Origin of the sequence: Nonomuraea sp. NPDC049309 (assembly GCF_043196965.1) — a bacterium.
Classification (GTDB): domain Bacteria; phylum Actinomycetota; class Actinomycetes; order Streptosporangiales; family Streptosporangiaceae; genus Nonomuraea; species Nonomuraea fastidiosa.
Window position 1 is genome coordinate 433,130 of record NZ_JBICSH010000005.1, and the last position, 24,819, is coordinate 457,948.

Below are 24,819 nucleotides of genomic sequence, written 5' to 3' on the forward strand. Positions count from 1 at the left end.
GAATCGCCGTGCTTACGGCGTACGGCCAGGGGTAGGCGGCCCGGAAGCGACGTCATGAAGGGGGGACCCATGACCTCTGGTGATTACTGGCACTACGGATATGGCCCCATGGACGAATTGCTGGCCAGGTTCTTCGGGTTCGGGCCGCCGCCGTACAGCCGGCGGGTCGACCTCGAACGGCTGCTCAGCGAGGACGCCATCGAGTTGCTGCGCACCGCCGCCCAGAAGGCGGCCTCGTGGGGCGCCGACTACCTCGACACCGAGCACCTGCTGTGGGCCGCCACCCAGGTGGAGTCGACCCGGGCGATGCTGGAGAACGCAGGGGCCGATCCGGAGGCGCTGGCCAGAGAGGTCGAGCAGACCGCCGACAAGCGCGAGCCGCGCGAGGGCCCGGTACGCCTCGCGCCCGCCGCCAAGCGCGCCCTGCTGGACGCGCGCCAGGTGGCAAGGGCCACGGCGGCGTCGTACATCGGGGCGCAGCACCTGGTGCTCGCGCTGTCGGCCAACCCGCTGTCGGTGGCCGGGCGGCTGCTGCGCCACGCCCGGCTCACGCCCGAGTCGTTCATCCAGGAGGGCAAGAGCGCCGCCGAGCAGATGCCGCACCAGCCGCCGCAGCCGAGCAGCACGCCGACGCTGGACCAGTTCGGCAACGACCTGACGGCCGCCGCCAACGAGGGCGGCATCGACCCCGTGATCGGCAGGGACGACGAGATCACGCAGGCGGTCGAGGTGCTGTCGCGGCGTACCAAGAACAACCCTGTGCTGCTCGGCGAGCCCGGCGTGGGCAAGACCGCGATCGTCGAGGGCCTCGCGCAGCGCATCGTCAGCGGCGAGGTGCCCGACACGCTGCGCGGCAAGCGCGTGGTGCAGCTCGACGTGGCCGGCCTGGTCGCGGGGACCAAGTACCGCGGCGAGTTCGAGGAACGGCTGAGCAAGCTGATGGAGGAGATCCGCGCCCACAGCGAGGAGCTGATCATCTTCATCGACGAGCTGCACACGATCGTCGGCGCCGGCGGCGCGGAGGGCGCGATCGACGCCTCCAACATGCTCAAGCCCGCGCTCGCCCGCGGCGAGCTGCACGTCATCGGCGCGACCACGCTCGACGAGTACCGCAAGTACATCGAGAAGGACGCCGCGCTCGAACGCCGCTTCCAGCCCATCCTGGTGCCCGAGCCGACCGTCGAGGACACCATCGAGATCATGCGCGGCCTGCGCGACCGGTACGAGGCGCACCACCAGGTCAAGTTCACCGACGACGCGCTGGTGGCCGCGGCGGAGCTGTCCGACCGCTACATCTCCGACCGGTTCCTGCCCGACAAGGCCATCGACCTCATGGACCAGGCGGGGGCCAGGGTCGCGTTGCGTACCAGGACCACCCCGGCGGGCACCCGCGAGCTGGAGGAGGACCTGGAGCACCGGCAGCGCGAGAAGGACCAGGCGGTCGAACGCGAGGACTACGATCGCGCCCGCGAGCTGCGCGACGAGATCGCCGAGCTCAAGGCCCGCATCGAGCAGGCCAAGGACAACCGCTGCGGCTTCGCCGAGGTCACCCCTGAGGACATCGCCGAGGTCGTCTCCCGCGCCACCGGCATCCCCGTCGCCCAGCTCACCCAGGAGGAGCGCGAGCGCCTGCTGGGCCTCGAAGAGCACCTGCACCGGCGGGTCGTCGGCCAGGACGAGGCGGTACGGGCGGTCGCCGAGGCCGTGCGCCGGTCCCGCGCCGGGATGAGCGACCCCAACCGGCCGATCGGCTCGTTCCTGTTCCTCGGCCCGACCGGCGTCGGCAAGACCGAGCTGGCCAGGGCCCTGGCCGAGGCGCTCTTCGGCGAACAAGACCGGATGATCCGGCTGGACATGAGCGAGTTCCAGGAGCGGCACACGGTCTCCCGGCTCGTCGGCGCGCCGCCCGGCTACGTCGGCTACGAGGAGGCGGGGCAGCTCACCGAGCAGGTGCGGCGCAGGCCGTACTCGGTGATCCTGCTCGACGAGATCGAGAAGGCGCACACCGACGTGTTCAACCTGCTGCTGCAGGTGATGGACGACGGGCGGCTGACCGACTCGCAGGGCCGTACGGTCGACTTCAGGAACAGCGTGCTGATCATGACGTCGAACATCGGCGCCGACCTCATCATGTCCCACCCCGGCGATGCCTCGCGCGAGCTGCGCGGCCAGCTCATGCGGCTGCTGCAGCAGCGGTTCAGGCCCGAGTTCCTGAACCGGATCGACGAGATCATCATGTTCCGCGGCCTGGACGCCGAGCAGCTCCGCGAGATCACCTCGCTACTGCTGGAGGAGACCAGGCGGCGGCTGCACGCGCAGGGCGTGGAGCTGGAGATGGAGGACGCGGCGATCGACTGGCTGGCCCGGGAGGGCTACCAGCCGGCCTTCGGCGCCCGGCCGCTGCGCCGGATGATCCAGCGGACGCTGGACAACACGTTCTCGCGGATGCTGCTCAACGGGACGCTCCGCGAGGGGCAGCGCGCGCACGTCGCCGTCCGGGACGACGACCTCACCATCACCGTCCTCGACCAGGGCGCCGAGGCCGGCCCTGATACCCGCCCGAACGCGGTCGCCAAGGCGACGCCCCGCTCGCCGCAGGACCGGCGGGAAGAGAACATCGGCCACTACCTCTGACCGCAAGCCCCGAGCCTTCGGGCTCGGGGCTTCGGCCGGCGTGGTCTCGGTCCCCGGGCCCGGACTCCGGGATCCTCTCCAGACTGGGGCTCAGGCGGGCACATCGGGTGCGCCCTTTCAGGTGCGCAGGCGCGGCGGCTCGCAGACGCCCCCGACACCCACCCGCGATAGCGCAGGCACCGGGCGAGATGGCGCCGGCTCGGGTGCGGTCCGGAAAGGCGGGGCATGCCTTTTCGCACTTCCTGGGCTATGGTCGGCCGTATGACGGGACCGGGGCTCACCTCACGGGGGTTCATCTCGCCGCGCGGCGGCGTGATGGGCCTGGTCCTGCTGTCCCTGCTGGTGGCCGGCGCGTTGTCCGTCGCCTGGTACGGCGGCGGCCAGGCGGGCCTGTCCGGTGCGTCCGCCGGGCAGGTGTGGCTCGCGGGCGCGTACAAGGAGAAGCTGTCCAGCCTGCCACCGCAGGCGGGCAACGCCCGTGAGCACCACACGCTGTCGCTGTGGCCGCCGTTGCGCGGCACGCGTAACAACGAGGCCGCCCACCTGGCGCTCCTGCCCTCGCCTGGTGCCGAGGGCCCGGCGATCCGCGACCCGCAGCAGGTCGGACACCGCACCGCGGGTTCGCGCAGCCCGCCGCTCTCTTGACCCCTCCTCTCTTTTCGCAACCCGCGGCATCCTCAGCCCGGCCTGGCCCATGCCCTGGGCAGGCCCCGCTCGCGCATCCTCCGACCGGACGCGCCGCGCCGACGCGGGTCTCCGGCACTCGGTGGCCAGGGGACCCGATGGCGGGGCGCCGGCACGCCTTCGGCGCGGCCGGATGTCCGGCGTGCCCGGTCGTACCGCAGCGCGCGGCCGACCGGCGCTGACGATGCCGGGCATCGGCTGACCCACAGGTGAACACAGGCACCCGGCCGCCTCACCGGCTCGGAGGCCGGCGCTCACTCCTGCGCGGAGGTCCGGCACTCGCTCCCTGAGCGGAGGTCCGGCACTCGCTCCCTGAGCGGAGGTCCGGCGCCGTGCCCTGCGCGCGCCTGGCGCGTGGCCGCGACCTGCCCGGCTCCGGCACAAGCCGTCGGCCTGCCCGGCTCCGGCACAAGCTGCCGGGCTCCGGCTCCGGATTCGGCTGCTTGCGGCGTCCTGGCGACGGGAGCCGTGGCGCGGCCAGCGGGGTGCCGGCACCAGCCGCTGTGCGGGTGCCGACGCCGGCCCTTGCGCGGGGTGCCGGCCCTGGGCTGGGTGCCGGCGCCTGGGCCTGTGCGGGTTGGCGGTGGGAGGAGGGGCGGCCGGTCGTGTCCGTGGGGCGGTGGTCGTGCCGTTCCGCGTCGTCATCGTCACAGCAAGGAGTCAGTCAGTCATGGCCGTGATCAGGTCATCGCAGGAACGGACGGGCCGCGTCCGGTGGGATCGCTCAGGAGGCGGGGCATGAGCCCGGCAGCGCGGTCCGTGAAATACGGGTGCGGGTTCGTGGCGTTGGACCTTGGTACGGCGCGCACCCGTACCTCGCGCGGGGACGCCATCGCCGATCGTCCGACGGAGGTGCCCGCCGCTTCGTCCCAGGACTCCAATGCCTGGGTACGCCCGCTTCGTCACGGCATGGTCGCCGACCCGTCCGCGTGCCTCCGGCTGGTACGCGAGGCGCTCCAGGACGCCAGACCTCCCGACGGCGAGCCCTTGGAAGGGGTGCTGGTGGGCGTTCCGCTGGCGGCGACCCAGAGTGACCGCCGCGCCGTGCACACCGCCGTACGCGAGGCGATCGCCGCGCACGAAGCCACCGCACCCGCCGCCGCGCACGAAGCCACCGCACGCGCTGTGCTCGAGGCCACCGCCGCACCGGCCGCCCGGCGCGAGGCCGCCGCGGCACCCGCCGCCCTTGCCGAGACGAGGGCGAGCGGGGCCGGCGATCCGGCCGCTGCCCCCGTGTGGCTGGTGGACGAGCCGGTGGCGGCCGCCGCGGGAGCGGGGCTGGACGTGGCGGGGCCGCGGCCGTTCCTGCTGCTGGACGTGGGCGCGGGAATCGTGGAGGCCGTGGCGGTGCGCGGCGGCGTGGTGCGCGACGCGGCCGCGCTGCAGCTCGGGGCCACGACAGGCACGGGGCTGCCACCGTACGCACTGGACGGGGTCGTGGAGATGACCGCGGCGCTGGTGCGGCGGCTGCCCGGCGACGTGCGCCGGGCCGTACCCTCCCTGGTCGTCACGGGAGGCGGCGCCCGGCAGGAGCGGCTGTTGCAGCGCCTGCGGCAGGCCCTGCGCATGCCGGTCCACGCGGCGCCGGAGCCCGAGCACGCGACCGTCCGCGGCCTGTCCTACCTAGCCCGGCGACCGGACCTCCTGCCGCGCATCACCCGGCACGGCCGATGAACGCGCCGGCGCCCGGCGCCCCCACAAGCCAGTCCCCCCACAACAGTCCTCTAGAAAGGGGAATCGTCATGACCGTTTCTCACCTCAGCAGCGTGCAGCTTCAGGAGCTGCGCGAGGAGCTGCAGCAGCAGCTCGAACGGCGTAGCCGCCAGCTGCTCGGCCTGCAGGCCGAGGCGGAGGGCGGCACGGGCGCGGACGCCCAGTACCAGGAGCTGATGGTGAACCTGGCGGCGGCCGACCGCGCGATCGCCGAGCTGTCGCAGGCGCTGGAGCGCGTCAAGGACGGCACGTACGGCCGCTGCTCGGACTGCGAGGCGGAGATCCCGTACGAGCGGTTGAAGATCAGGCCGCTGGCCAAGCTCTGCATCACCTGCCAGCGTCGGTACGAAGCCGCCTGAGGCGGGCAGACTGCGTGGCGGGGCGGCCGAAGGGCCGTCCCGCCACCCCGAGCACGGAGGTCGAACGCCCGTGGTCAGACTGGACCGCCTGGTGAACGTGCTGGGCGGGTACGGCGTGCGCCTGGCCGGCAGGACGGACGCCCGCACGGTGCAGCTGCGCAGTGTGGCGATGCCGGACCCCGCGGACGAGCGCCAGGTGGTGGGCGACGTGCTGCTGGCGGTGGGCGCGGCCTCGGTGGCGGAGGCGATCGCGTGGGCGCGGGAGGCACGCGCGGCGGCGGTGCTGGTGCGCGCGGGCGATGGGGCGGCGCGCGAGGTGCCGCAGGATGCGGGGGTGGCGGTGCTGCTGGTGGATCCGGCGGTGTCGTGGAGCCAGCTCGCGGGGATCGTGTACGGGCTGGTGCTCGAAGGCAGGGAGACCGAGTCGGGGCGGGGGCCGACGGACCTGTTCGCGCTGGCCGACAGCCTGGCCGACGTGGTGGGGGCGGCGGTGACGATCGAGGACCGGCTGTCGCGGGTGCTGGCGTATTCGCGCTCGCAGCAGGCGGGCGACCCGGCCCGGCTCGAGACGATCCTGGCCCGGCAGGTGCCCGAGCGGCTGCGCGAGCTGTTCGAGGCGCGCGGGGTGCTGGCCCGGCTGGCCGCGTCCGATGAGCCGATCTTCGTGGAGCCGGATCCCGAGCACGGGCTGACGGGGCGGATGGCGGTGGCGGCGCGGGCCGGACGTGACGTGCTGGGCACGGTGTGGGCGACGTGCGACCGGCCGCTGACGGGCCAGCGGCTGACCGCGCTGTCCGACGGGGCGCGTACGGTGGCGCTTCACCTGCTGCGCTCGCGCGCGAGCGCGGACCTGGAGCGGCAGGTGGAGTCCGACCTGGTGATCCGGCTGCTGGAGGGCAGCGCCGACGCGGCGACCGCGCTGAGCCAGCTCGGGCTGGCGCCGGGGCCGATGCGGGTCATCGCGGTACGCGCGGGCGCCGCGAGGGACCGGGCGGCGGCGCTGCTGCTGGCCTTCGACCGGGCGACCACGGGGTTCGGCTGGTCGCGGCCGGGCCGCAGCACGCTGCTCGGCAACACGCTGTACACGATCCTGCCGGGCGAGGAGGCGCAGGGCGCGCTGGCGTGGGTGGCGGCGCTGCAGGCGGCGCTGCCCCCCGAGGTGGAGCTGGTGGCCGGGATCGGCGCTCCGGCCGGGGCGGCGGAGCTGCCCGCCGGGCGGCAGGAGGCGGACGAGTGCCTGGCGCTGCACGAGAGCGCGGGCGGCGCGCCGCCGGTGTACGACGAGTCGTGGGGCGACATCCTGCTGCAGCGGCTGCGGGCGGCCGCGCGTACCGGGAGGACTCCGGCGCGTGGCCCGGTCGGCGAGCTGCGGCGGCACGACGCCCGCCACGGCACCCGCTATGTGGCGACGCTGCGGGCCTGGCTGGAGGCGCAGGGCGACCCGGTGGCGGCGGCGGAGCGGCTCGGCGTGCACCCCAACACGGTCAGGAACCGGCTGCGCAAGATCGGCGAGATCACCCCGCTCGACCTGGACGACGCCCGCCAGCGCCTCGCCATGATCATCCAACTCGCCGCACTCGGCGAGTGACACGGGTTGCGGGGGGACGCGCCGTTCGCGCTCGGCGCGCGACACGGGTCTCCAAGCGACGCACCATCCGCGCGCGGTAAGCGACGCGGTTGTGACGGGCGCACAATTCGCGCGACCGAATTGTCCTCATCGCACAGCGCTCACCCGCCCGGCGGCGGTCATCCTGTCACCGTAAGCGAGTCTTCCGAGAGCCGAGAGGAGACGGCGTCATGGTCGACGGCACCAGCGGCTGGCCGCGCAAGGTGATCGTGGTGGGCGCGGGCATCGTCGGCCTGTCGACGGCGTGGTTCCTGCAGGAACGCGGGGTCGAGGTCGAGGTCGTCGATCGCAAGGGCGTGGCGGCCGGTGCGTCCTGGGGCAACGCCGGGTGGATCTCCCCCGGGCTGGCCATCCCGCTGAACGAGCCGTCCGTGCTGCGGTACGGGCTGCGCTCGCTGCTGAACCCCTCCGCTCCGCTGCACGTTCCCGTCACGCTCGACCCGGGGCTGTGGTCGTTCCTGCTGAAGTTCGCCGCCAACTGCCGGTGGCCGTCGTGGACCCGGGCCGTGCGGGCCAACCTGCCGCTCAACGAGGAGAGCATCGAGGCGTTCGACGTGCTCACGTACAACGGCGTACGCGCGCCGCTCGTGCACGCCCCGATCACGGCGGCGTTCCGCACGCCGAAGCAGGCGCGGGCGCTGCTCAGCGAGCTGCGCCGCATCTCCGCCGCCGGGCAGCAGGTCCCACACGCCCCGCTCGGCAGGGAACAGCTGGTGGAGTACGTGCCGCTCGCCTCCGATGCGCTGACCGCGGGCGTGCGGCTCGACGGCGAGCGGTACGTCGATCCCGGTGCGTTCGTGCACGCGCTCGGCGACGCGGTGATGAAGCGGGGCGCGACGGTATACGCCTTCGAGGTCACCGACGTGCGCGCCGACGGCAGGAAGATCACCGTGGCCTCGTCCAAGGGCACGACGCTGACGGCGGACGCGGTGGTCGTGGCGACCGGGGCGTGGCTGCCGCGCCTGGCCGCGAAGTGGGGCGTGCGCACGCCGGTCCGGGCGGGCCGCGGCTACTCCTTCACGGTGCCGGTCGACCGTCCCGTCCCCGGGCCGATCTACCTGCCGGAGGTGCGGGTGGCGTGCACGCCGTACCAGGGGAAGCTGCGGGTGGCCGGGACGATGGAGTTCCGCTCCCCCGACGCGCCGCTGGTGCCGGCCCGGCTGGAGGCGATCATCGCCTCGGCGCGGCCGCTGCTCGACGGTGTCCGGTGGGAGGAGCGCACCGACGTCTGGGTGGGTCCGCGGCCGGTGACGCCGGACGGTCGCCCGCTGGTCGGCGCGACCCGGATGCCCGGCGTGTACGTCGCGGGCGGGCACGGCATGTGGGGCATGACCCACGGCCCGGCCACCGGGCGGCTGCTGGCCGAGCAGATCACCACGGGCAAGCAGCCCGCCGCGCTGCGCGAGTTCGACCCCCTGCGCTGAGCCCGCCCCCTGGAGCTCCGCCCCGAGGCGGGTCCGGCGCGGTGCGCGGCATCGCGCCCTCGGGGCGGCCTCACACTCCGGCGCGGCCGTTGACCGGCTTTCCTCGCTTTTCCCGGTGACCCGGGGTGATCGGATGCTAACGTCCGGTTATGCACGACGACGACATGTCGGGGAGGCCGCCGCTGAGCCGCCGCCTGCTGATCGTGGCGGGGACGGTGCTGCTGACGCTCACGTACGCGTTCATGGGCGCGGTCTCGTTCGCGCTGATCACCCGTGACCTGGGCTGAGAGCGCCCGCGACTACGGCGCGGGGCGCTCCAGCCGGACGACGACCGACTTCGAGGTCGGGGTGTTGCTGCCGTCGGCCACGCTGTCGAGCGGCACCAGGACGTTCGTCTCCGGGTAGTAGGCGGCGGCCGAGCCGCGCGCGGCCGGATAGGCGACCACGGTGAAGCCGGGCGCGCGGCGCTCGACGCCGTCGTGCCAGACGCCGACGAGGTCCACCACGTCGCGGTCGGCGAAGCCCAGCTCGGCCAGGTCGTCGGGGTTGACGAGCACGACGCGGCGGCTGTTGCGGATGCCGCGGTAGCGGTCGTCGTCGGAGTAGGGGACGGTGTTCCACTGGTCGTGGGAGCGCAGCGTCTGCAGGATGAGGTGGCCGGGCGGGGCCTCCAGCTTGGTGAAGGCGTTGGCGGTGAAGACGGCCTTGCCGCTCGCGGTGCGGAAGACCCGCTCGTTGACCGGGTTGGGCAGGCGGAAGCCGCCGGGATCGGCGACACGCGCGTTGAAATCCTCGAAGCCGGGCACGACGCGGGAGATGCGGTCGCGCACGGTGCCGTAATCGGCCTCGAACGTCTCCCACGGGATGTCCGGGTCGTCGCCGAGGACGCGGCGGGCGAGCCGGCTGATGATGGCGACCTCGCTGAGCAGGTGGGGCGAGGCGGGCTCGAGCCGGCCGCGGGAGGCGTGGACCTGGCTCATCGAGTCTTCGACCGTCACGAACTGCTCGCCGCTCGCCTGCACGTCGCGGTCGCTGCGGCCGAGCGTGGGCAGGATGAGCGCGGTCTCGCCGCAGACGGTGTGTGAGCGATTGAGCTTGGTCGAGATGTGGGCGGTGAGCCGGCAGGCGCGCATGGCCCGCTCGGTGACGGCGCTGTCGGGGGTGGCGCGGACGAAGTTGCCGCCCACGCCGAGGAACACGCGGGCACGGCCGTCCAGCATGGCCTGGATGGCGCCGACCGTGTCGAAGCCGGGCTTGCGCGGCGGGGCGAAGCCGAACTCCTTCTCCAGCGCGTCGAGGAACCACTCCGGCGGGCGTTCCCAGATGCCCATCGTACGGTCGCCCTGCACGTTGCTGTGGCCGCGCACCGGGCAGACGCCCGCGCCCGGGCGGCCGATGTTGCCGCGCAGCAGCAGGAAGTTGACGATCTCGCGGATGGTGGCGACGCCGTGCTTGTGCTGGGTCAGCCCCATCGCCCAGCACACGATGATCTTCTCGCTGCTCAGCACCATCTCGTGGACGCGCTCGATCTGCGCGCGGTCCAGGCCGGTGGCGGCGAGCAGGTCGGGCCAGCCGAGGGTACGCGTGTGCGCGGCGAACTCCTCGAACCCGGTCGTGTGGGCCTCGATGAAGGCGCGGTCGAGCACGCTGCCGGGCCGCTCGTCCTCGGCCTGGAGCAGCAGCAGGTTGAGCACCTGGAAGAGCGCGAGGTCGCCGCCCGGTCTGATCTGCAGGAACTCGTCGGCGATGCGGGTGCCGCGCCCGATGACGCCGCGCGGCTTCTGCGGGTTCTTGAACCGCATCAGCCCGGCCTCGGGCAGCGGGTTGACCGCGACGACGCGCCCGCCGGAGCGCTTGGTCTGCTCCAGGGCGGAGAGCATGCGGGGGTGGTTGGTGCCGGGGTTCTGGCCGACGACGAAGACCAGGTCGCAGTCGTGGATGTCCTGCAGGCTCACGCTGCCCTTGCCGACGCCCAGCGTCTCGATGAGCGCGTGGCCGCTGGACTCGTGGCACATGTTGGAGCAGTCGGGCAGGTTGTTGGTGCCGTACGCGCGGGCGAAGAGCTGCAGCAGGAACGCGGCCTCGTTGCCGAGCCGCCCCGAGGTGTAGAAGAGCGCCTGGTCGGGGTCGTCGAGCGTGCGCAGCTCGCCGGCGAGCAGGCCGAGCGCCTCGTCCCAGCCGATCGGCTCGTAGTGGTCGCCGCCGGGGCGCTTCACCATGGGCTCGGTGAGCCTGCCCTGCTGGTTGAGCCACTGGTCGCTGCGGCCGGCCAGCTCGGAGATCGGATGCTCGCGGAAGAAGTCGCGGGTGACCCGGCGCGAGGTCGCCTCGTCGCTGATGTGTTTGGCGCCGTTCTCGCAGTATTCGTTGCGGTGCCTGCGGCCCGGCTCCGGCCAGGCGCAGCCGGGGCAGTCGATGCCGGCCGTCTGGTTGACGTTGAGCAGGGTCAGCGCCGTGCGCCGGACGGTGGTCTGGCCCAGGGAGTACTGCAGCGCGTGGGTGACGCCGGGCAGACCGGCCGCCCACGTCTTGGGCGGCGTGACGTGAAGAGGCTTGTCGCCTTCGGCCCTGTTCATCGGTGACCATCTCCTCGCGGCTCGCTGCGTAGGTTACCGCCGGTCCGCGACAGCTCTCATCCCCGGGCGGGGCCGCCCGGAGCGTCGCGTACGTGAATGATGTGCAATGCGGTGAAGATGGTGCTGATCTGATCGAGTGCTTTCTTGGAGGCAGTACGCATGCGCATCGGTGTCGTCTTCCCGCAGATCGAGCTCGGCGGCGACGTGGGCGCGCTGCGCGCCTACGGCCAGGGTGTGGAGGAGCTCGGCTACGCCCATGTGATGGCCTTCGACCACGTGCTCGGCGCGGACCCCGACGTGCACAAGGGCTGGGACGGCCCGTACGACGTGCACACCACCTTCCACGAGCCGCTGGTGATGTTCGGCTACCTCGCCGCGATCACCAGGCTCGAGCTGGTCACCAGCATCATCATCCTGCCGCAGCGGCAGACGGCGCTGGTCGCCAAGCAGGCGGCGGAGGTCGATCTGCTCACCGAGGGACGGTTCCGCCTGGGCGTCGGTCTGGGCTGGAACCGGGTCGAGTACGAAGCCCTCGGCCAGGACTTCTCCACCCGGGGGCGCCGGGCCGAAGAGCAGATCGCGCTGATGCGGCGGCTGTGGACCGAGCAGACGGTCACGTTCGAGGGCGAGTTCGACCGGGTCACCGGGGCGGGGCTGGCGCCGCTGCCGGTGCAGCGGCCGATCCCGGTCTGGATCGGCGCCCAGTCTCCGGCCGCCTACCGGCGTGCGGGGCGGCTGGCCGACGGCTGGTTCCCGCAGATGTCGCCGGGGCCGCGCCTCGACGAGGCCAAGGCGGTGGTCGAGGAGGCGGCCGCGCAGGCCGGGCGTGACCCGGCCGCGCTCGGCATGGAGGGGCGGCTCCCCTGGCGGGGCGACGCCGACGAGGTGGCGGAGCTGGCGAGGCGGTGGCGCGAGTCCGGGGCGACGCACATCGCCATCGACACCATGCGGGCCGGGCTGGCCACGGTGGACGACCACCTCGCCGCCCTGGCCACCGCCGCCGAAGCCCTCGGCCTCCGCCGCTGACCCGCCTCGCCGCCCCGGCCACCCCGCGGAGGCCACCCCGCGGAGGCCGCTGCGCGGCCTGCTGGGCTCGCCGAGCGCTCATCCGTGTCGGGCCTGCGATGGCCGGCCGGCGTGGCGTTCACGAGCCGGTGACAAGGCGCTTCGCGGGAAGACGATTCCGGGAGGTTCGTGTGCACCGTCGGTGAGTTGTCGGCGCGGACAGCCTGTGTTAACACTCACATAACCCGATTAACGGACAGGCAGGTGAGCAGGTGACTGTCCTGGCAGACCGGTCCGCGGAGTCCCATCGCCTGACATCGGCACAGCGCGTGCTGTCCATACTCGGCGCGTTCGACGCCGAGAACCTGGCGCTGTCGCTCAGCGAGATCAGCCGCCGGTCCGGTCTCACGCTCAGCACCACCCACCGGCTGCTCAACGAGCTGTGCTGCTGGGGCGCGCTCACCCGGCACAGCGACGGCACGTACGGCATCGGGCTGCGCATCCTGGAGCTGGGCACGCTGGCGCCCCAGGGCGGGCGGCTGCGCGAGATCGCGCTGCCGTACCTGCACGACCTCCAGCACGCGCTGCGCGCCAACATCCACCTCGGCGTGCCCGACGGGCACGCCGTGATCCACGTCGAGTCGCTGCGCGCCCGCGACACCGTTCCCGTGCCGAGCCGCCAGGGCGGGCGCTGGCCGCTGCACGCCACCGGCACCGGGCTGGTGCTGCTCGCGTACGCGCCGCAGGAGTTCCAGGATGAGGTGCTGGCCCGCGAACTGCGCGGCTACACGGCGAAGACGCTGACCGACCCCGACGAGCTGCGGCGCTTCCTCGCCGAGGTGCGCAGGACGGGGGTGGCGGTCGTGGAGAGCCAGCTCACCTACGGGGTGACGGCCGTGGCCGTGCCGATCAGGGGGCCGCGCGACAAGGTGGTGGCGGCGCTCGGCATCACCGTGCCGAGCGGCTCCGCCTCGCCGCACGCGCTGGTCCCGGCGATGACGACGACCGCGCGCAGCATCTCGCGCGCGCTCGGCGCACCTTCTGCGGGGGCTCCGGCGCCGCGCCCGCACGGGCGGGTACGCGAGGCCACCCGCCCGCGCACTCCCCCGGGGGCCGGCCCGGCGTCGTAGTGGTGCTGCGGAGGGCCCCGCCCGCCGTCACGCGGGGGCCGCGCGAGCGCGCGGTGACCGGCGAGGTGGTCACGATCGCGCTGCCGCGCGGCAGGCGGGGACGGCGTGCCGGGCCGGGTTTGGGGGTGGTGGGGTGGGAAGAGGAGCGAGGTGACGGTCACGCTCGCGCTGGCGGGGGACACGATGCTCGGCCGGGGCGTCGCCGACCTGCTGGCGAGGTCCGCCGACCCCGGGGACTACGTGTCGGACGCGGTCCGCGCGTACCTCTCCGAGGCCGATCTCACGCTGCTCAACCTCGAATGCTGCCTGTCCGACCGCGGCAGCCCGTGGCCCGCGCCGGGCAAGATCTTCCACTTCCGCGGCCCGCCGCGAGCCGCCGACCTGCTGGCCGAGCTGGGCGTGGGCTGCGTGACGCTGGCCAACAACCACGCGCTCGACTTCGGGTACGACGCGCTCCTCGACACCCTCGCCCACCTGCACCGGGTCGAGATCCGCGCCGCCGGAGCCGGTCCCGACCTGGACCGGGCACGCGAGCCCGTGCTGATCGACGTGGGCGGGCTGCGCCTGGCCGTGATCTCCGTGACCGACCACCCCGACGACTTCGCGGCCACGCCCGACTGGCCTGGCGTGGCCTACGCCGACCTGCCCTCCGGGGTGCCGTCCTGGCTGACCGGCACGGTGGCCGGGGCGCGCGCGGAGGCGGACGTCGTGCTGGTCAGCCCGCACTGGGGCCCGAACATGACGACCGAGCCGCCGCCGTACATCAGGTCCGCCGCGAGCATCCTCGCCGGCGCCGGCGCCACGCTGATCGCCGGGCACTCCGCGCACGTCCCGCACGGGGTCGCGCCGCCCGTCCTGTACGACATGGGCGACTTCATCGACGACTACGCCGTCGACCCCGGCCTGCGGAACGACCTGTCGCTGCTGTTCCTGGTCACCATCGACCAGCTCGGCCCGCTCCAGCTGCGCGCGGTGCCGCTCAAGCTCGACTACTGCCGTACGACCCTGGCCAGAGGCGCGGAACGGGCCTGGATGGCGAGCCGCTTCACGGCAGCCTGCGCGGCGCTGGGCACGAAGGTCGTCTGGGAGGACGGCAGCCTCCTGGTCGACCTGCGCTGACCCCGCACCGCCCGGTCCGGACGCCACCGGATCATCCGGGACGGCGACGGCGGCATGCTCCTCTTACGGGCCGGAAACGAGCGGGACGAAGGACGCGGGTGTCAGCTCGCGGATCCGCGTGATCCGGCCGCGGCGCTTGGTGAAGAGCGTGACGATGTCGGCGATCTGTCCCGTGACGGGCATGACGAGGCGGCCGCCCTCGGCCAGTTGCCCGGCCAGCGGGGCGGGCACGTCGGGGGCGGCGGCGGAGACGATGATGCCCTCGTACGGCGCGTGCTCGGGCAGCCCGGCGGCGCCGTCCCCGACCAGCACCTCGACGCCGGTGATGCCCGCGGCGGCGAGGTTGGCGCGGGCGTGCGCGGCGAGGTCGGGCAGGCGTTCGATGGAGGAGACGCGCCGGGCGAGCCGGGCCAGCAGCGCGGTCTGGTAGCCGTAGCCGGTGCCGATCTCCAGGACGGTCTCGCCGCCCGACAGCCGCAGCGTGTCGATCATCTGGGCGACCAGGGACGGCTGGCTGGTGGGCTGGCCGTGGTCGAGCGGAATGGGCTCGTCCTCGTAGGCGCGCGCCATCCAGCGCGGGGGCACGAACAGCTCGCGCGGCGTCGCGGCGATGGCCGCGAGCAGGCGCAGGTCGCGTACCCCGGCCTCCTCGGCCGCCACCACCAGGCGGGCGGCGCGGCAGTCCCGTTCGGCGGCCTCGGCCAGCTCCAGGGCGTGCGGGTCCCCTGCCCGCCTCGCCGCCTCGATCAGGCTCTGCAGGCGGGAGTCCCCTGCGCCCCTCGCGGCCGTCATCACGCGCTCCCCCCAGCGACCGCCGGCCGTCTCCCCGCCACGCGGCCGGGTTCTCCGGCCGCCCAGGCCGGCGGGCGGCGGGGCCGCCCGCCGATTCGGGTGCCGTACGGCGTCCCTTCCGGCGTACGAGCCCCCTACCCGTGAGGGCCCGGTCTCACCGCCCGTCAGCCTGCGACCTGGCGCCAGGTGGCGTCGGCGCGGGCCTGGGCGTCGGTGATCGGGTCGAGCCGTAGCAGGTAGTCGTAGTGGCGCAGGTAGCGGTCGGGATAGTTGACCGACTGGTACGAGGTCCACGAGGGGTCGGCGAGCCCGGCGACCGGCCGGAACGTGGCGTCGGCGGCGAAGGTGCCGCTGCCGTCGTCGGCGGCCAGCGTCAGATCGAACCCGTAGTGGCGCAGGTAGTAGCCGGGGTAGTTGACCGAGGCGAAGGACACGGTGCCGGACCCGCCCGCCAGGCCCGGCACCAGCCGGAACTGGGCGTCCTCGGCGGGGCTGACGTTCGCGTCGATGCGTACGTCGAAGTCGGCGTGCCGGATGTAGCGGTCCTGGAAGTTGTACGACTGGATGCGGCTGATGGGCACGGTGTTCCCCCAGCGGCCGAGCACCCGGCTCTCTTCGGCGGCGGTGAGGTTGAGTATCGAGCCGTGCCGCTTGCGATCGCCGCCCATGGAGTAGTCGCCGCGGGTGCGGAAGTTGCGGACGCTGCCGAGGTTCGTGGAGGTGATGGGCATGTAGCCGCGGCCGGTGGCGAACTGGTCGAGCCACAGCGCCCATTCGTCGCGGTCGTTGAAGCGGGCCCACATGGGGCCTTCGACGACGGTGCCGCCGCCGGTGCCGTTGGAGATGCCCAGGTGGGAGAGGTCGCCGAGGGTCGTCCACGTGCCGAGGATCGAGTCGGAGGCCTCGATCGTGATGTGGCCGTCGGCGGAGGCCCGGTAGTAGTGGTATCCGCCGGCACCGCTGGGCACCTCGATGATCTGGGTGTCGATGATGCCCTGGGTACCGCCGCGCTCGATGTAGAGCTGAGGCGCGGTGAAGGAGCGGAAGTCGCTGGTGCGGACGTACCAGATGCGATGTTTCTTGATGCCGTTGACAGGCGAGTTGGTGGCCCAGTAGAGCACGTAGTCGCCGGTGGCCGGGTTGTAGATGGCCTCGGGCGCCCAGGCGTTGCCCGCGCCGGGGATGGCGCCGGCCACGTCGATGAGCCAGGGTTCCGACCAGTTCACGAGGTCGCGCGACTCCCACACGACGAGCGAGGTGCTGCCGCGGTTGGCCGCGTCGTCCCAGGAGGTGCCGCCGGCGATGCGCAGGTCGGTGGCGACGATCCAGTACCGGTCGCCGTCCGGTGAGCGGACGAGCGAGGGGTCGCGCACGCCGCGCGTGCCGACGGTGGAACGTAAGACGACTTGCCCGTTGTTGAGGTCGGTCCAGTGCAGGCCGTCGTCGCTGTGGGCGAGGTAGATCTGCTCGCCGTTGGCGGACTCGCCGGTGAAGTGGGCCATGAGGTAGCCGGTGAACGGTTCGAGCGCGGCGGCCCGCTTGGGGGCGAGGGCGGCCAGGCAGGTGAGCAGGAGGTAGGCTGCGGCGAGCACCACGGCGGTCCTGCGGGGCAGGGTCGCGGACATTGCGTCTCCCTCGTGAGGCGCTTCTGTTAGCGTTAACATTTCCGTGCCGCCGGGCGTCGCGTTCACATCGGCGGCGCCCTCAGTGTGATCGCGGGGTTCCAGGCGGTCAACGAACCCCTGCAAACGACGGCAACACGGCTTCCCCTTTCGGCGACCGTCCTCAGCTCGTCGGCTGCGGCTCCTCGGCCGGGCAGCGGGCGTCCCGCCCGGGCACGGTCAGCGCGATGAGGTAGGCGTCCATGGCCTTGGTGGTGCACTCGGTCATGCCGTAGACGCCGTGGCCCCACCCCTCGTACGTGAGCAGCGCCGCCTTCGGGCCGAGCTGCCTGGCCACGCTCGCCGACCACTGGTAGGGCGTGTCGGGGTCGTGCCTGGACGTGGCCACCAGCAGCGGCGCGCTGCCCGTGTAGCGCAGCCGGTGCTGCGGGTTGGTCACCGGGTGGCCCTGGCAGATCGGCATGTCGCCCATCGGCATCGGGTTGTAGCGGACGTCGGGCGCGACCGCGTCGGCTGCCCGCATGATGGCGGCGTACTCCTCGTAGTCGCGCAGGCCCAGGTCGAAGTCCTGGCACAGGATCGCGGTGGGCAGCTCGGCCCACCTGCCGTTCACCGGGCCGTTGCCGGGCGGGCCCGGCATGTCGTCCGGCACGGGACCGCCGCCCAGCGCGAGCAGCACCCGGGCCTCCAGGTGCCAGTTCGGCGCCTCGTTCATGATCACGGCGAGCCAGCGCAGGTTGTGGGCGCTCACCTTGTCGTCGCCACCCGGCCAGACGAGCCGGCCCTGCTCGGCCTTGGCGATGAGCCGCTGCCACAGCGCGCGGATGTCGCGGCCGTTCAGGACGCAGTCCGCGGAGCGCTCGCACCAGGCGGCGAACTCGTCGAAGCCGTCCTGGACGGCGGCCGCCTCGCTCACCTGGAACGCCTTGACGTTCAAGCTGTGGTCCATGTTGCCGTCCAGCACCATGGCGCGGATGCGGTGGGGGAACAGCTCGGCGTACATCTGCTGGGCGAGCGTGCCGTAGGAGACGCCGTACGAGGTGAGCTTCGTCTCGCCCAGCGCGGCGCGGATGGCGTCCATGTCGCGGGCGACGTTGACCGAGTCGAGGTGGTCGTAGAGGGGGCCGGTGCGCTTGCGGCAGTCGGCGCGCAGCGTCCTGCCGAAGGCCAGCCACTGGTCGAAGTCGGCCTGGCCGGTCATCACCGGGTTCGGCATCCGGTTGTAGACCGAGGCGGTGCAGGTGACCGAGCCGCTGCGGGCGACGCCGCGCGGGTCGTAGCCGACGATGTCGAAGCGCTTTTGGATCTCCTCGCTGAACCCGCTGGGGCGCAGGACGCCGTCGACGCCGGAGTTGCCGGGCCCGCCGGGGTTGGTGAGCAGCGACCCGATGCGCGCGGAGGGGTCCTTGGCCCTGCGGCGCGCCAGGGCCAGCCCGATGGCCGGCCCGTTGGGCTTGGACCAGTCGACGGGCACCTTCAGCGTGGCGCACTCGACGCCGGGCTCCTCCCTGCACGGCCGCCAGGTGACGCCGCGCCTGCCGACGGCGTCCGTGACGTCCTTGCCCGTCACCGACGCGGTCGCGATGGGGACCGTCAGGGCGGTCCCCGCCATCATGAGCACCGCGGCGAGCAGGGCCGTCTTCCTCAGCACACTTCTCCTAGGGATGGGGCCCCTCCAAGATCAATGGCCCCCGAATCTAACAGCTTGGAGCGGCACACCTCACATAAATGGAGAAAACCGACATATCCCTAGCGGGTGGACTCGCGGCGCACCAGCTCGTACGGCGCCACGAACCGCCCCGTCGGCCGCCCGGGGTCGGCGATCCGCGCCGTCACCAGCTCGACCGCCTTCTCGGCCATCCATGCGTGGCCGGGCGCCACGGTGGTGAGCGACGGCACCAGGTACGCCGCCTCCGCGATGTCGTCGAACCCGGCGAGCCGCACGTCGTCCGGCACCCGCAGCCCCGCATCCGCCAGGCCGCGCAGCACGCCGATGGCGACGGTGTCGGTCACCGCCACCACGCCGTCGAACGGCCGCCCCGACGCGGCCAGCCGGTGCGCCGCCTCGCGGCCCGCCTCCATGGTGAGCGTGTCCAGCTCCACGCGCAGCCCCGGGTCGGCGTCGAGGCCGCGGGCGGCCAGCGCCGACAGGTAGCCGCTGTGGCGGGCGGTCACCATGTTGAGCCCCAGGTCGAGGCGGCCGGTGACGATCGCGACGGCGCGGCAGCCACGGTCGAGGAGGTGGGCGGTGGCCGCCGCGGTGGCCTCCTCGTTCGGCATGGCGACGTGGTCGAAGCGCCCGGCGAAGTCCTGCTCGCCGAGCATGACGATCGGATGGTCGCCCTCGGGCGGCACGCGCTCGCGGCCGTCCAGCCCCACCGCGCTGAGGATCAGCCCGTCGAACTGCAGCGTCCGCGCGTGCGCGATCGCGTCGATCTCCCCGGACGCCGCCGCGCCGGTCTGCTCGATCGCGACGTGGAAGCCGCGCCGCCCGGCCGCCTCGATGACGTGGGAGGCGAGCCGCCCGAAGTAGGGCCGGTCGATCTCCGGCACGGCCAGCCCGATCACGCCGGTGCGCCCCGACCTGAGCGTGCGGGCCGAGACGTTGACCCGGTAGCCCGAACGCTCGATGGCCTCGCGCACGCGGCGGCGCACCGGCTCACTGACCCCGCCGCGGTTGTTCACCACGTTGGAGACCGTCATCTTCGACACCCCGGCCAGCCGGGCGACGTCGTCCATCGTCACCATGCCGCCGAGAGTAGCGCCGCGGCTCCGGCGAAGCCCGCCTCCACGGCGACCGGCTCAGGCCGGACGCACGTCCACGGCGACCGAGACTTGAGCCGGACGCACCTTCACGCCGAGCGTGGGTTCAGGCCAGGCGCGCTTCCACGGTGACGAAGGAGTGCGCGGGCAGGTGGACGCGCAGCCCGGACGCGGTGGCCCTGACCTGGTCGTGCGGGCGCGGCGCCACCGACTCCGGCGCGTCCGGGGTGTTGTGCGCGCGCAGCTCGCCGGCGGTGAGGATGCGGGCGCGCGGCTCGGCGATCGCGCCGCCGCGCAGGTCGAGCTCGACGTCGGCGGCCTCGGCCGCGTCCACGTTCGACAGCGACACCAGCAGCTTCCCGTCCTTCCTGCTGGCCGACAGCGACACCGTACGCAGCTCCGTCCCGTCCACCTGCCGGGCGGGCAGGCCGTCGGGCAGGTCCACCCGCAGCGAGGCGGCGTCCTGGTGGCCCTTGTTCATCTCGAACACGTGGTACGTGGGCGTGCGCACGAGCGCGCCCGAGTCGGGGTCGGTGAGGATCATCGCCTGCAGCACGTTCACGGTCTGCGCGATGTTGGCCATGACCAGGCGGTCGGCGTGCTTGTGGAAGACGTCGAAGTGCAGGCTCGCCACGAGCGCGTCGCGCAGCGTGTTCTGCTGGTAGAGGAAGCCGGGGTTGGTGCCGGGCTCGACGTTCCACCAGGTGCCCCACTCGTCCAGCACCAGGCCCACGTTCTTGCCGGGGTCGTAGCAGTCCATCACGTTGGAGTGACCGGTGATCAGCTCGTCCACGCGGGCGGCCTGCACCATCGTGCGGTAGTGGTCGTCCACGCCGAACTCGGTGGCCGAGCCCTTGTCCTGCCAGGTGCCGGGGATCGTGTAGTAGTGGAACGACAGCGCCTGCATGAACGGCGCCGGCCGGTAGGCGCAGCCCAGCTCGCCGAGCTGCTTCATCAGCGTCTCGGTCCAGGCGTAGTCGGCGCCGTTGGCCCCGGCCGCGATGCGGTAGAGCTTGTTGTCGCCGTGGTCGCGGCAGTAGGTGCCGAAGCGGCGGGCCTCGGCGGCGTACTGCTGGGCGCTCATGTTGCCGCCGCAGCCCCACGCCTCGTTGCCCAGCCCCCAAAAGCGCACCCGCCACGGCTTCTCGCGCCCGTTGGCCTTGCGCAGCCGCACCATCGGCGAGTCGCCCTCGCGGGTCAGGTACTCGACCCAGTCGCTCATCTCCCGCACGGTGCCGGAGCCGACGTTGCCGCTGATGTACGGCTCGGCGCCGAGCAGCTCGCACAGGGCCATGAACTCGTGGGTGCCGAAGTGGTTGTTCTCCTCGACGTTGCCCCAGTGGGTGTTGACCATGACCGGACGGCTCTCCTTGGGGCCGATGCCGTCCATCCAGTGGTACTCGTCGGCGAAGCAGCCGCCGGGCCAGCGCAGGTTGGGGATGTTCAGGGCGCGCAGCGCCTCGACGACGTCGAGCCTGATGCCGCCCTCGTTGGGCAGGTCGCTGTCCTCGCCCACGTAGAAGCCGCCGTAGATGCAGCGGCCCAGGTGCTCGGCGAAGTGGCCGTACAGGTGGCGGCTGATCACGGGGCCTGGGACGTCGACGTTGATGATGGCGGGCACGGTGACAGGGCTCATCACTGCGTTTCCTCGCGGTTAGGGTGCCGGTCGGAGCGACTTTATCGATAAACTTTCCCGCTTGGCGAGCCCCCGGACGGCACGTCAGGGACAATCGCCCGGCCCCGCCTGCCGGAAACGGCACCCCGCCGCCACCGCCGGGAGCAGCACCTCACACCTCCTCCGGGGCAACGCCGCGCACCCCCGCCTCCAGGAGCAACGCCCGGCACCCCGTCTCCGCGGCCTCCACCCGCCGAGCCCCGAGCGGCGGACGATGGGCGGCGGGCGGTGGTGATGTGCGGCGGTGGTGATGACGGTTCCAGCGGTGGCGGTGTCAGTGGCCGCCGGACAGTTCGCGTCTGCGGCGTAGTAGCGCGGCACGCTGGACATGCGCCCTGATGGTCAGTGCCAGCGCCACCACGACGACCGGCGCGCCGGCCCCCAGCGCCACCCCGAGCCCTTCGCCCCGCTGGACGGCCAGCACGACGACGAGCGTGGTCGTCGAGGCGGAGGCGATCAGCGCGAGCCACCCGGCCACCACCCGGTCGATCGCGAACAGCGCCACCCGCCGCCGCAGCAGCCACCCGCCGTAGCAGGCCCAGCCCAGGCAGAACGCGGTGAGCAGGCCGAACACCAGGTGGGTGCGCCCCGGCATCGGCCCCGGCTCGCTCGCCCACAGCCCGGTGACGAACAGCGCACCCGCCGCCCCGGCGATCAGTGCGGCCACCGCGCGGGCCCGCCGGGCGGGCGACAGCGCGGGTTCGAGCCGTTCCAGCAGTTCGCGCGCCGACAGGCGCGGCTCCTCGTTCGTCATGGCCGGTACCCCTTCTCTTCCATGCGCGCGCGCATCAGCCGCCGCGCCCTGCTCAGCCGGGACTTGACCGTTCCCGCCGGGATGCCGCAGATCTGCGCGCAGTCCTCGACGGACAGGTCCTCCAGGTAGTAGAGGACGAGAATCTCCCGCTCCGGCGGCGGCAGCAGTTCCAGCGCGGCGATCAGCTCGGCGCGGTCGAGCATTGCGCCGACCGGATCGACCGGCGTGCCGGCCGGGTCGGAGGCGGTCTCGTCTCCGGCCGGCGCGGGCGGCGCGGCGTACCGGCCGCGCAGCCGGTCCATCACGGACCTGCGGGCGATGGTGAACAGCCAGGGCGCGAACCTGTCCGGCTCGCGCAGGCGCGGCAGGCCGCGCACCACGGCCAGCCACACCTCCTGGCTCACGTCGTCGGCCCGCTCGGCGTCCAGCATGCGCCGCACGTACGTCCACACCGGCGTGCGCCAGCGGGACACGAGCTCGGCCAGCGCGTCCCGCTCTCCCAGCTGGGCGCGTACGACCAGCAGCTCATCGGTCATCTCGTCCTCCCGTCACCCTGCACAGTCGGGCGGGAGGCCGATCCGGTTCACGAGCCGGTTCAGGAGAAGGATCGCGGTCCGTTCACCGGCCTCGCGGACGAGAGGGCTCCCGTGCGTCAGTCTGCGGCGCAGACGGGCGCGAGGGCCAGGGTCAGGGCGTCGCGGTGCAGGCGGTCGAGCCCGGCGCGGGTCTCGGCGGCGCGGCGGGCCTCGGCCAGGGCGGGCGTGCAGCGCCCTGGCACCCCGCGTACCGGCTCGGTCTCCTTGAGCAGGTGGAGCAGGCGCGGGGTGAGCAGGTCGAGCTGCGGGCGCACCTCGCCGGCCAGGTCGGGGCGCGGCTGCGGGAGCAGGGCGGGCCGGGCCTGCCAGCGGTCGTGCAGGCCGTGCTGGACGAGCGTGGCCGCCTCGATCTGGGCGCGGAAGAACCACACGCCGGTCTGGGCGGGCAGGCCGATCTCGACGGAGTGCTCGGCCACGGCGTCGAGCAGCTCGCGTTCGCGGGCCGGGTCGGTGACGGGCGTGGCGGTGCCGTACTTGGCGGCGGCGACCGCGTCGGCGAGCAGCAGCCGGCGTACGGTGAGCTCCGCCAGCTCGGGCAGCTCCTCGAGCCCGGCGGGTCCGGGCAGCGACGCCGGGTCGTCGGTGGCGGTGAGACCGGATCGCTGGGTGGGCGCGGTCGTGACGGCGAAAAGGACGGCGGCGATGGCCGCGGCATGGCAGGCCAGGGGTAGCGCCTGACGAGGCATGAGGATGACTCCTGTGCGTGAATCCTTGACGACGCACCGTACATGCCCTTGGCGGCGGTCCACCATCCGCCCCTGCGCCTCGCGACGGCGAGGACACCCCGGCATGGCCGTTCCAGGAGGATGCGCCGCATGAAATCCGCAATTTATGACAAACTTCCTTCTCGCCCCTGAAAGGAGCGCAAGTGGCGAATCGCTATCTGTACCTGGCGCGGCACGGCGAGGCGATCGACGAGGGCGAGCTGAGCGCGACCGGGCGCGAGCAGGCCGAGCTGCTCGGCAAGCGGCTCGCCGAGTACCCCATCACCGCCGTGCACCACAGCCCGCTCCCCCGCGCCGCGGCCACCGCCGCGATCGTCGCCGCCCATCTGCCCCATGCCGAGGTGCGGTCCGGCGAGGTCTACGGCGACTACGTCCCGGCCGCGCCGCCGCGCGAGGAGCTGCCGCCCGCGCACGCCGCGTTCCTCGGCGGCTTCACCGAGACGGAGCTGACCTCGGGTCCGCCGCTCGCCGCCGAGGCGATCGCCCGGCACGCCGGCCCGGCCGAGGTCGAGACCCACGAGCTGATCGTCACGCACAACTACCTCATCGCCTGGTTCGTCCGGCACGCGCTGGGCGCGCCCGAGGCCCGCTGGATGGGGCTCAACCAGGGCAACTGCGCGCTCACCGTGATCCTCTACCGCCCCGAGCTGCCGCCGTCGCCGCTGTTCTTCAACGACATGAGCCACCTGCCGCCCGAGCTGCGCTGGACCGGTTTCCCCGCCGCGCTGCGGGTGTGAGCTCTCTCATGGCGGCAGCGGGACGGCCCGCGACGCCCGGCGCGATCGAGGAAGGAGGCGATCCTGAGATGGGCCTGGAGATGGAGAGCCGGCGCTCCGGCTCGCCGTACGTCGAGCGGGTCTGGCGCAGCCGCAGCAGCGGCGTCTCGCAGATGCTGTCGGTCGCCTCGGCCCGCCTGGAGCTGGTCTTCTGGGAGCAGCAGGGCCGGATGAACGTGGCCGTCCAGGGGCCGGAGACGCGGGCCGGCCGGGCGCCGGTGCCGGAGGAGGCGACGTTCGTCGGCATCAGCTTCGCGCTGGGCGTGTCGATGCCGCACCTGCCGCTCGCGGAGCTGGTGGACGGCAACCTGGTGCTCCCCGGCGCCACGCGGCGCTCGTTCCACCTGAAGGGGTCGTGGTGGCAGGTGCCGGGCTACGACGACGCCGAGCCGTTCGTGGAGCGGCTGGTGCGCGAGGAGGTGCTGGTGCGCGACCCGCTGGTGGCCTCGGGGGGCGGGCCGGCGTCCTTCGTGTCGGAACGTACGGTGCAGCGGCGCTTCCTCGCCGCCACCGGGCTGACGAGGAACGCGGTCCGCCAGATCGACCGGGCCAGGACGGCGGCGGTGCTCATCCGGGAGGGGGTGCCGGCCGTCGAGGTCGTGCACCGCCTGGGCTACTTCGACCAGCCGCATCTGGCGCGGTCGCTGACCCGTTTCATCGGCCGCACCGCCACGCGTCTCGCCGCGCCGGACACCACCGAGCCGCTCTCCCTCCTCTACCGCGGCGACGGATCCTGACGTCCGTCTCCGTCGAGTCCGCGATGCGCCCACGCCGCCCCTCAGCAGGATCACGACGGTGACCACCGCGACGGCGATCACGGGAACGCCCACGGCGTCACCGATCAC

21 protein-coding genes are annotated in these 24,819 nt (G+C 73.1%); 12 read left to right on the forward strand and 9 right to left on the reverse strand.

Translation table 11 applies throughout. The features are described from left to right. Positions 1 to 69 precede the first annotated feature (69 nt). The 7 genes from ACGFIM_RS30400 to ACGFIM_RS30430 all read left to right on the forward strand — a co-directional run bounded on the left by ACGFIM_RS30400 (position 70) and on the right by ACGFIM_RS30430 (position 8,728). Positions 70 to 2,634 carry an ATP-dependent Clp protease ATP-binding subunit gene (locus ACGFIM_RS30400; RefSeq protein ID WP_393207031.1) on the forward strand — a complete coding sequence of 855 codons (2,565 nt, stop codon included), beginning with the start codon at positions 70 to 72 and terminating at the stop codon, positions 2,632 to 2,634. Between the two features lie 261 nt (positions 2,635 to 2,895). Beyond that, complete coding sequence (locus tag ACGFIM_RS30405) at positions 2,896 to 3,279, forward strand: hypothetical protein (protein ID WP_393207034.1); 384 nt, start codon at positions 2,896 to 2,898, stop codon at positions 3,277 to 3,279. Between the two features lie 819 nt (positions 3,280 to 4,098). After that, on the forward strand, positions 4,099 to 4,992 hold the full coding sequence (locus ACGFIM_RS30410) for a hypothetical protein (protein ID WP_393207036.1): 894 nt from the start codon (positions 4,099 to 4,101) through the stop codon (positions 4,990 to 4,992). A 68-nt stretch (positions 4,993 to 5,060) separates the two neighbouring features. Next, positions 5,061 to 5,390: a TraR/DksA family transcriptional regulator gene (locus ACGFIM_RS30415; RefSeq protein WP_393207039.1), complete on the forward strand. Its 330-nt coding sequence runs from the start codon at positions 5,061 to 5,063 to the stop codon at positions 5,388 to 5,390. A 70-nt stretch (positions 5,391 to 5,460) separates the two neighbouring features. Then, the gene (locus ACGFIM_RS30420) at positions 5,461 to 6,978 is read left to right on the forward strand and encodes a PucR family transcriptional regulator (RefSeq protein ID WP_393207042.1); all 1,518 of its coding nucleotides are present in this window, start codon (positions 5,461 to 5,463) and stop codon (positions 6,976 to 6,978) included. A gap of 209 nt (positions 6,979 to 7,187) precedes the next feature. Next, entirely contained in the window at positions 7,188 to 8,441 is a 1,254-nt protein-coding gene (locus tag ACGFIM_RS30425; protein WP_393207045.1) for an NAD(P)/FAD-dependent oxidoreductase, read from the forward strand. Positions 8,442 to 8,590: 149 nt separating this feature from the next. Beyond that, positions 8,591 to 8,728 (forward strand): hypothetical protein, encoded by a 138-nt coding sequence (locus ACGFIM_RS30430; RefSeq protein WP_393207048.1) that lies wholly within the window; start codon positions 8,591 to 8,593, stop codon positions 8,726 to 8,728. A 12-nt stretch (positions 8,729 to 8,740) separates the two neighbouring features. Here ACGFIM_RS30430 and ACGFIM_RS30435 read toward each other — a convergent pair whose 3' ends face one another. Then, complete coding sequence (locus tag ACGFIM_RS30435) at positions 8,741 to 11,017, reverse strand: FdhF/YdeP family oxidoreductase (protein WP_393207051.1); 2,277 nt, start codon at positions 11,015 to 11,017, stop codon at positions 8,741 to 8,743. Between the two features lie 159 nt (positions 11,018 to 11,176). Here ACGFIM_RS30435 and ACGFIM_RS30440 point away from each other — a divergent pair, with 159 nt between their 5' ends. From ACGFIM_RS30440 to ACGFIM_RS30450, 3 genes are all read left to right on the forward strand, one after another. Then, complete coding sequence (locus tag ACGFIM_RS30440; RefSeq protein WP_393207054.1) at positions 11,177 to 12,043, forward strand: LLM class F420-dependent oxidoreductase; 867 nt, start codon at positions 11,177 to 11,179, stop codon at positions 12,041 to 12,043. Positions 12,044 to 12,294: 251 nt separating this feature from the next. After that, on the forward strand, positions 12,295 to 13,152 hold the full coding sequence (locus ACGFIM_RS30445; protein ID WP_393207057.1) for an IclR family transcriptional regulator: 858 nt from the start codon (positions 12,295 to 12,297) through the stop codon (positions 13,150 to 13,152). Positions 13,153 to 13,302: 150 nt separating this feature from the next. After that, positions 13,303 to 14,271 (forward strand): CapA family protein, encoded by a 969-nt coding sequence (locus ACGFIM_RS30450; RefSeq protein ID WP_393207060.1) that lies wholly within the window; start codon positions 13,303 to 13,305, stop codon positions 14,269 to 14,271. A 63-nt stretch (positions 14,272 to 14,334) separates the two neighbouring features. Here ACGFIM_RS30450 and ACGFIM_RS30455 read toward each other — a convergent pair whose 3' ends face one another. The 8 genes from ACGFIM_RS30455 to aroQ form a co-directional block, all read right to left on the reverse strand. Beyond that, positions 14,335 to 15,063, reverse strand: a complete 729-nt coding sequence (locus ACGFIM_RS30455) for a protein-L-isoaspartate(D-aspartate) O-methyltransferase (protein WP_393207063.1) — start codon at positions 15,061 to 15,063, stop codon at positions 14,335 to 14,337. Between the two features lie 164 nt (positions 15,064 to 15,227). Beyond that, complete coding sequence (locus ACGFIM_RS30460) at positions 15,228 to 16,688, reverse strand: glycoside hydrolase family 43 protein (RefSeq protein ID WP_393207066.1); 1,461 nt, start codon at positions 16,686 to 16,688, stop codon at positions 15,228 to 15,230. A 160-nt stretch (positions 16,689 to 16,848) separates the two neighbouring features. Continuing rightward, a complete protein-coding gene (locus ACGFIM_RS30465) occupies positions 16,849 to 18,336 on the reverse strand; it encodes an alpha/beta fold hydrolase (protein ID WP_393207069.1) in 1,488 nt (495 codons plus the stop codon). Between the two features lie 98 nt (positions 18,337 to 18,434). Beyond that, positions 18,435 to 19,433 (reverse strand): LacI family DNA-binding transcriptional regulator, encoded by a 999-nt coding sequence (locus tag ACGFIM_RS30470; RefSeq protein ID WP_393207072.1) that lies wholly within the window; start codon positions 19,431 to 19,433, stop codon positions 18,435 to 18,437. 121 nt (positions 19,434 to 19,554) lie between these two features. Then, the gene (locus tag ACGFIM_RS30475; protein ID WP_393207075.1) at positions 19,555 to 21,084 is read right to left on the reverse strand and encodes an alpha-N-arabinofuranosidase; all 1,530 of its coding nucleotides are present in this window, start codon (positions 21,082 to 21,084) and stop codon (positions 19,555 to 19,557) included. A 313-nt stretch (positions 21,085 to 21,397) separates the two neighbouring features. Then, positions 21,398 to 21,877, reverse strand: coding sequence for a hypothetical protein (locus ACGFIM_RS30480; protein ID WP_393207078.1), 480 nt, complete (start codon positions 21,875 to 21,877; stop codon positions 21,398 to 21,400). Continuing rightward, a complete protein-coding gene (locus ACGFIM_RS30485; RefSeq protein ID WP_393207081.1) occupies positions 21,874 to 22,413 on the reverse strand; it encodes an RNA polymerase sigma factor in 540 nt (179 codons plus the stop codon). Before ACGFIM_RS30485 ends, ACGFIM_RS30480 begins: the two co-directional genes overlap by 4 nt. A gap of 116 nt (positions 22,414 to 22,529) precedes the next feature. After that, positions 22,530 to 23,159: a gamma subclass chorismate mutase AroQ gene (aroQ, locus tag ACGFIM_RS30490; RefSeq protein ID WP_393207084.1), complete on the reverse strand. Its 630-nt coding sequence runs from the start codon at positions 23,157 to 23,159 to the stop codon at positions 22,530 to 22,532. A 182-nt stretch (positions 23,160 to 23,341) separates the two neighbouring features. Between aroQ and ACGFIM_RS30495 the strand changes: the two genes are divergently transcribed. Beyond that, a complete protein-coding gene (locus ACGFIM_RS30495) occupies positions 23,342 to 23,935 on the forward strand; it encodes a histidine phosphatase family protein (RefSeq protein ID WP_393207087.1) in 594 nt (197 codons plus the stop codon). Between the two features lie 8 nt (positions 23,936 to 23,943). Further along, entirely contained in the window at positions 23,944 to 24,711 is a 768-nt protein-coding gene (locus ACGFIM_RS30500) for a helix-turn-helix domain-containing protein (protein ID WP_393207090.1), read from the forward strand. Positions 24,712 to 24,819 lie beyond the last annotated feature (108 nt).

Coding starts and splice junctions, on each gene's coding strand:
- ACGFIM_RS30400 (WP_393207031.1), top strand. CDS start 70: ATGACCTCTGGTGATTACTGGCACTACGGATATGGCCCCATGGACGAA.
- ACGFIM_RS30405 (WP_393207034.1), top strand. CDS start 2,896: ATGACGGGACCGGGGCTCACCTCACGGGGGTTCATCTCGCCGCGCGGC.
- ACGFIM_RS30415 (WP_393207039.1), top strand. CDS start 5,061: ATGACCGTTTCTCACCTCAGCAGCGTGCAGCTTCAGGAGCTGCGCGAG.
- ACGFIM_RS30425 (WP_393207045.1), top strand. CDS start 7,188: ATGGTCGACGGCACCAGCGGCTGGCCGCGCAAGGTGATCGTGGTGGGC.
- ACGFIM_RS30430 (WP_393207048.1), top strand. CDS start 8,591: ATGCACGACGACGACATGTCGGGGAGGCCGCCGCTGAGCCGCCGCCTG.
- ACGFIM_RS30435 (WP_393207051.1), bottom strand. CDS start 11,017: ATGAACAGGGCCGAAGGCGACAAGCCTCTTCACGTCACGCCGCCCAAG.
- ACGFIM_RS30440 (WP_393207054.1), top strand. CDS start 11,177: ATGCGCATCGGTGTCGTCTTCCCGCAGATCGAGCTCGGCGGCGACGTG.
- ACGFIM_RS30455 (WP_393207063.1), bottom strand. CDS start 15,063: ATGACGGCCGCGAGGGGCGCAGGGGACTCCCGCCTGCAGAGCCTGATC.
- ACGFIM_RS30460 (WP_393207066.1), bottom strand. CDS start 16,688: ATGTCCGCGACCCTGCCCCGCAGGACCGCCGTGGTGCTCGCCGCAGCC.
- ACGFIM_RS30470 (WP_393207072.1), bottom strand. CDS start 19,433: ATGGTGACGATGGACGACGTCGCCCGGCTGGCCGGGGTGTCGAAGATG.
- ACGFIM_RS30475 (WP_393207075.1), bottom strand. CDS start 21,084: ATGAGCCCTGTCACCGTGCCCGCCATCATCAACGTCGACGTCCCAGGC.
- ACGFIM_RS30480 (WP_393207078.1), bottom strand. CDS start 21,877: ATGACGAACGAGGAGCCGCGCCTGTCGGCGCGCGAACTGCTGGAACGG.
- ACGFIM_RS30485 (WP_393207081.1), bottom strand. CDS start 22,413: ATGACCGATGAGCTGCTGGTCGTACGCGCCCAGCTGGGAGAGCGGGAC.
- aroQ (WP_393207084.1), bottom strand. CDS start 23,159: ATGCCTCGTCAGGCGCTACCCCTGGCCTGCCATGCCGCGGCCATCGCC.
- ACGFIM_RS30500 (WP_393207090.1), top strand. CDS start 23,944: ATGGCGGCAGCGGGACGGCCCGCGACGCCCGGCGCGATCGAGGAAGGA.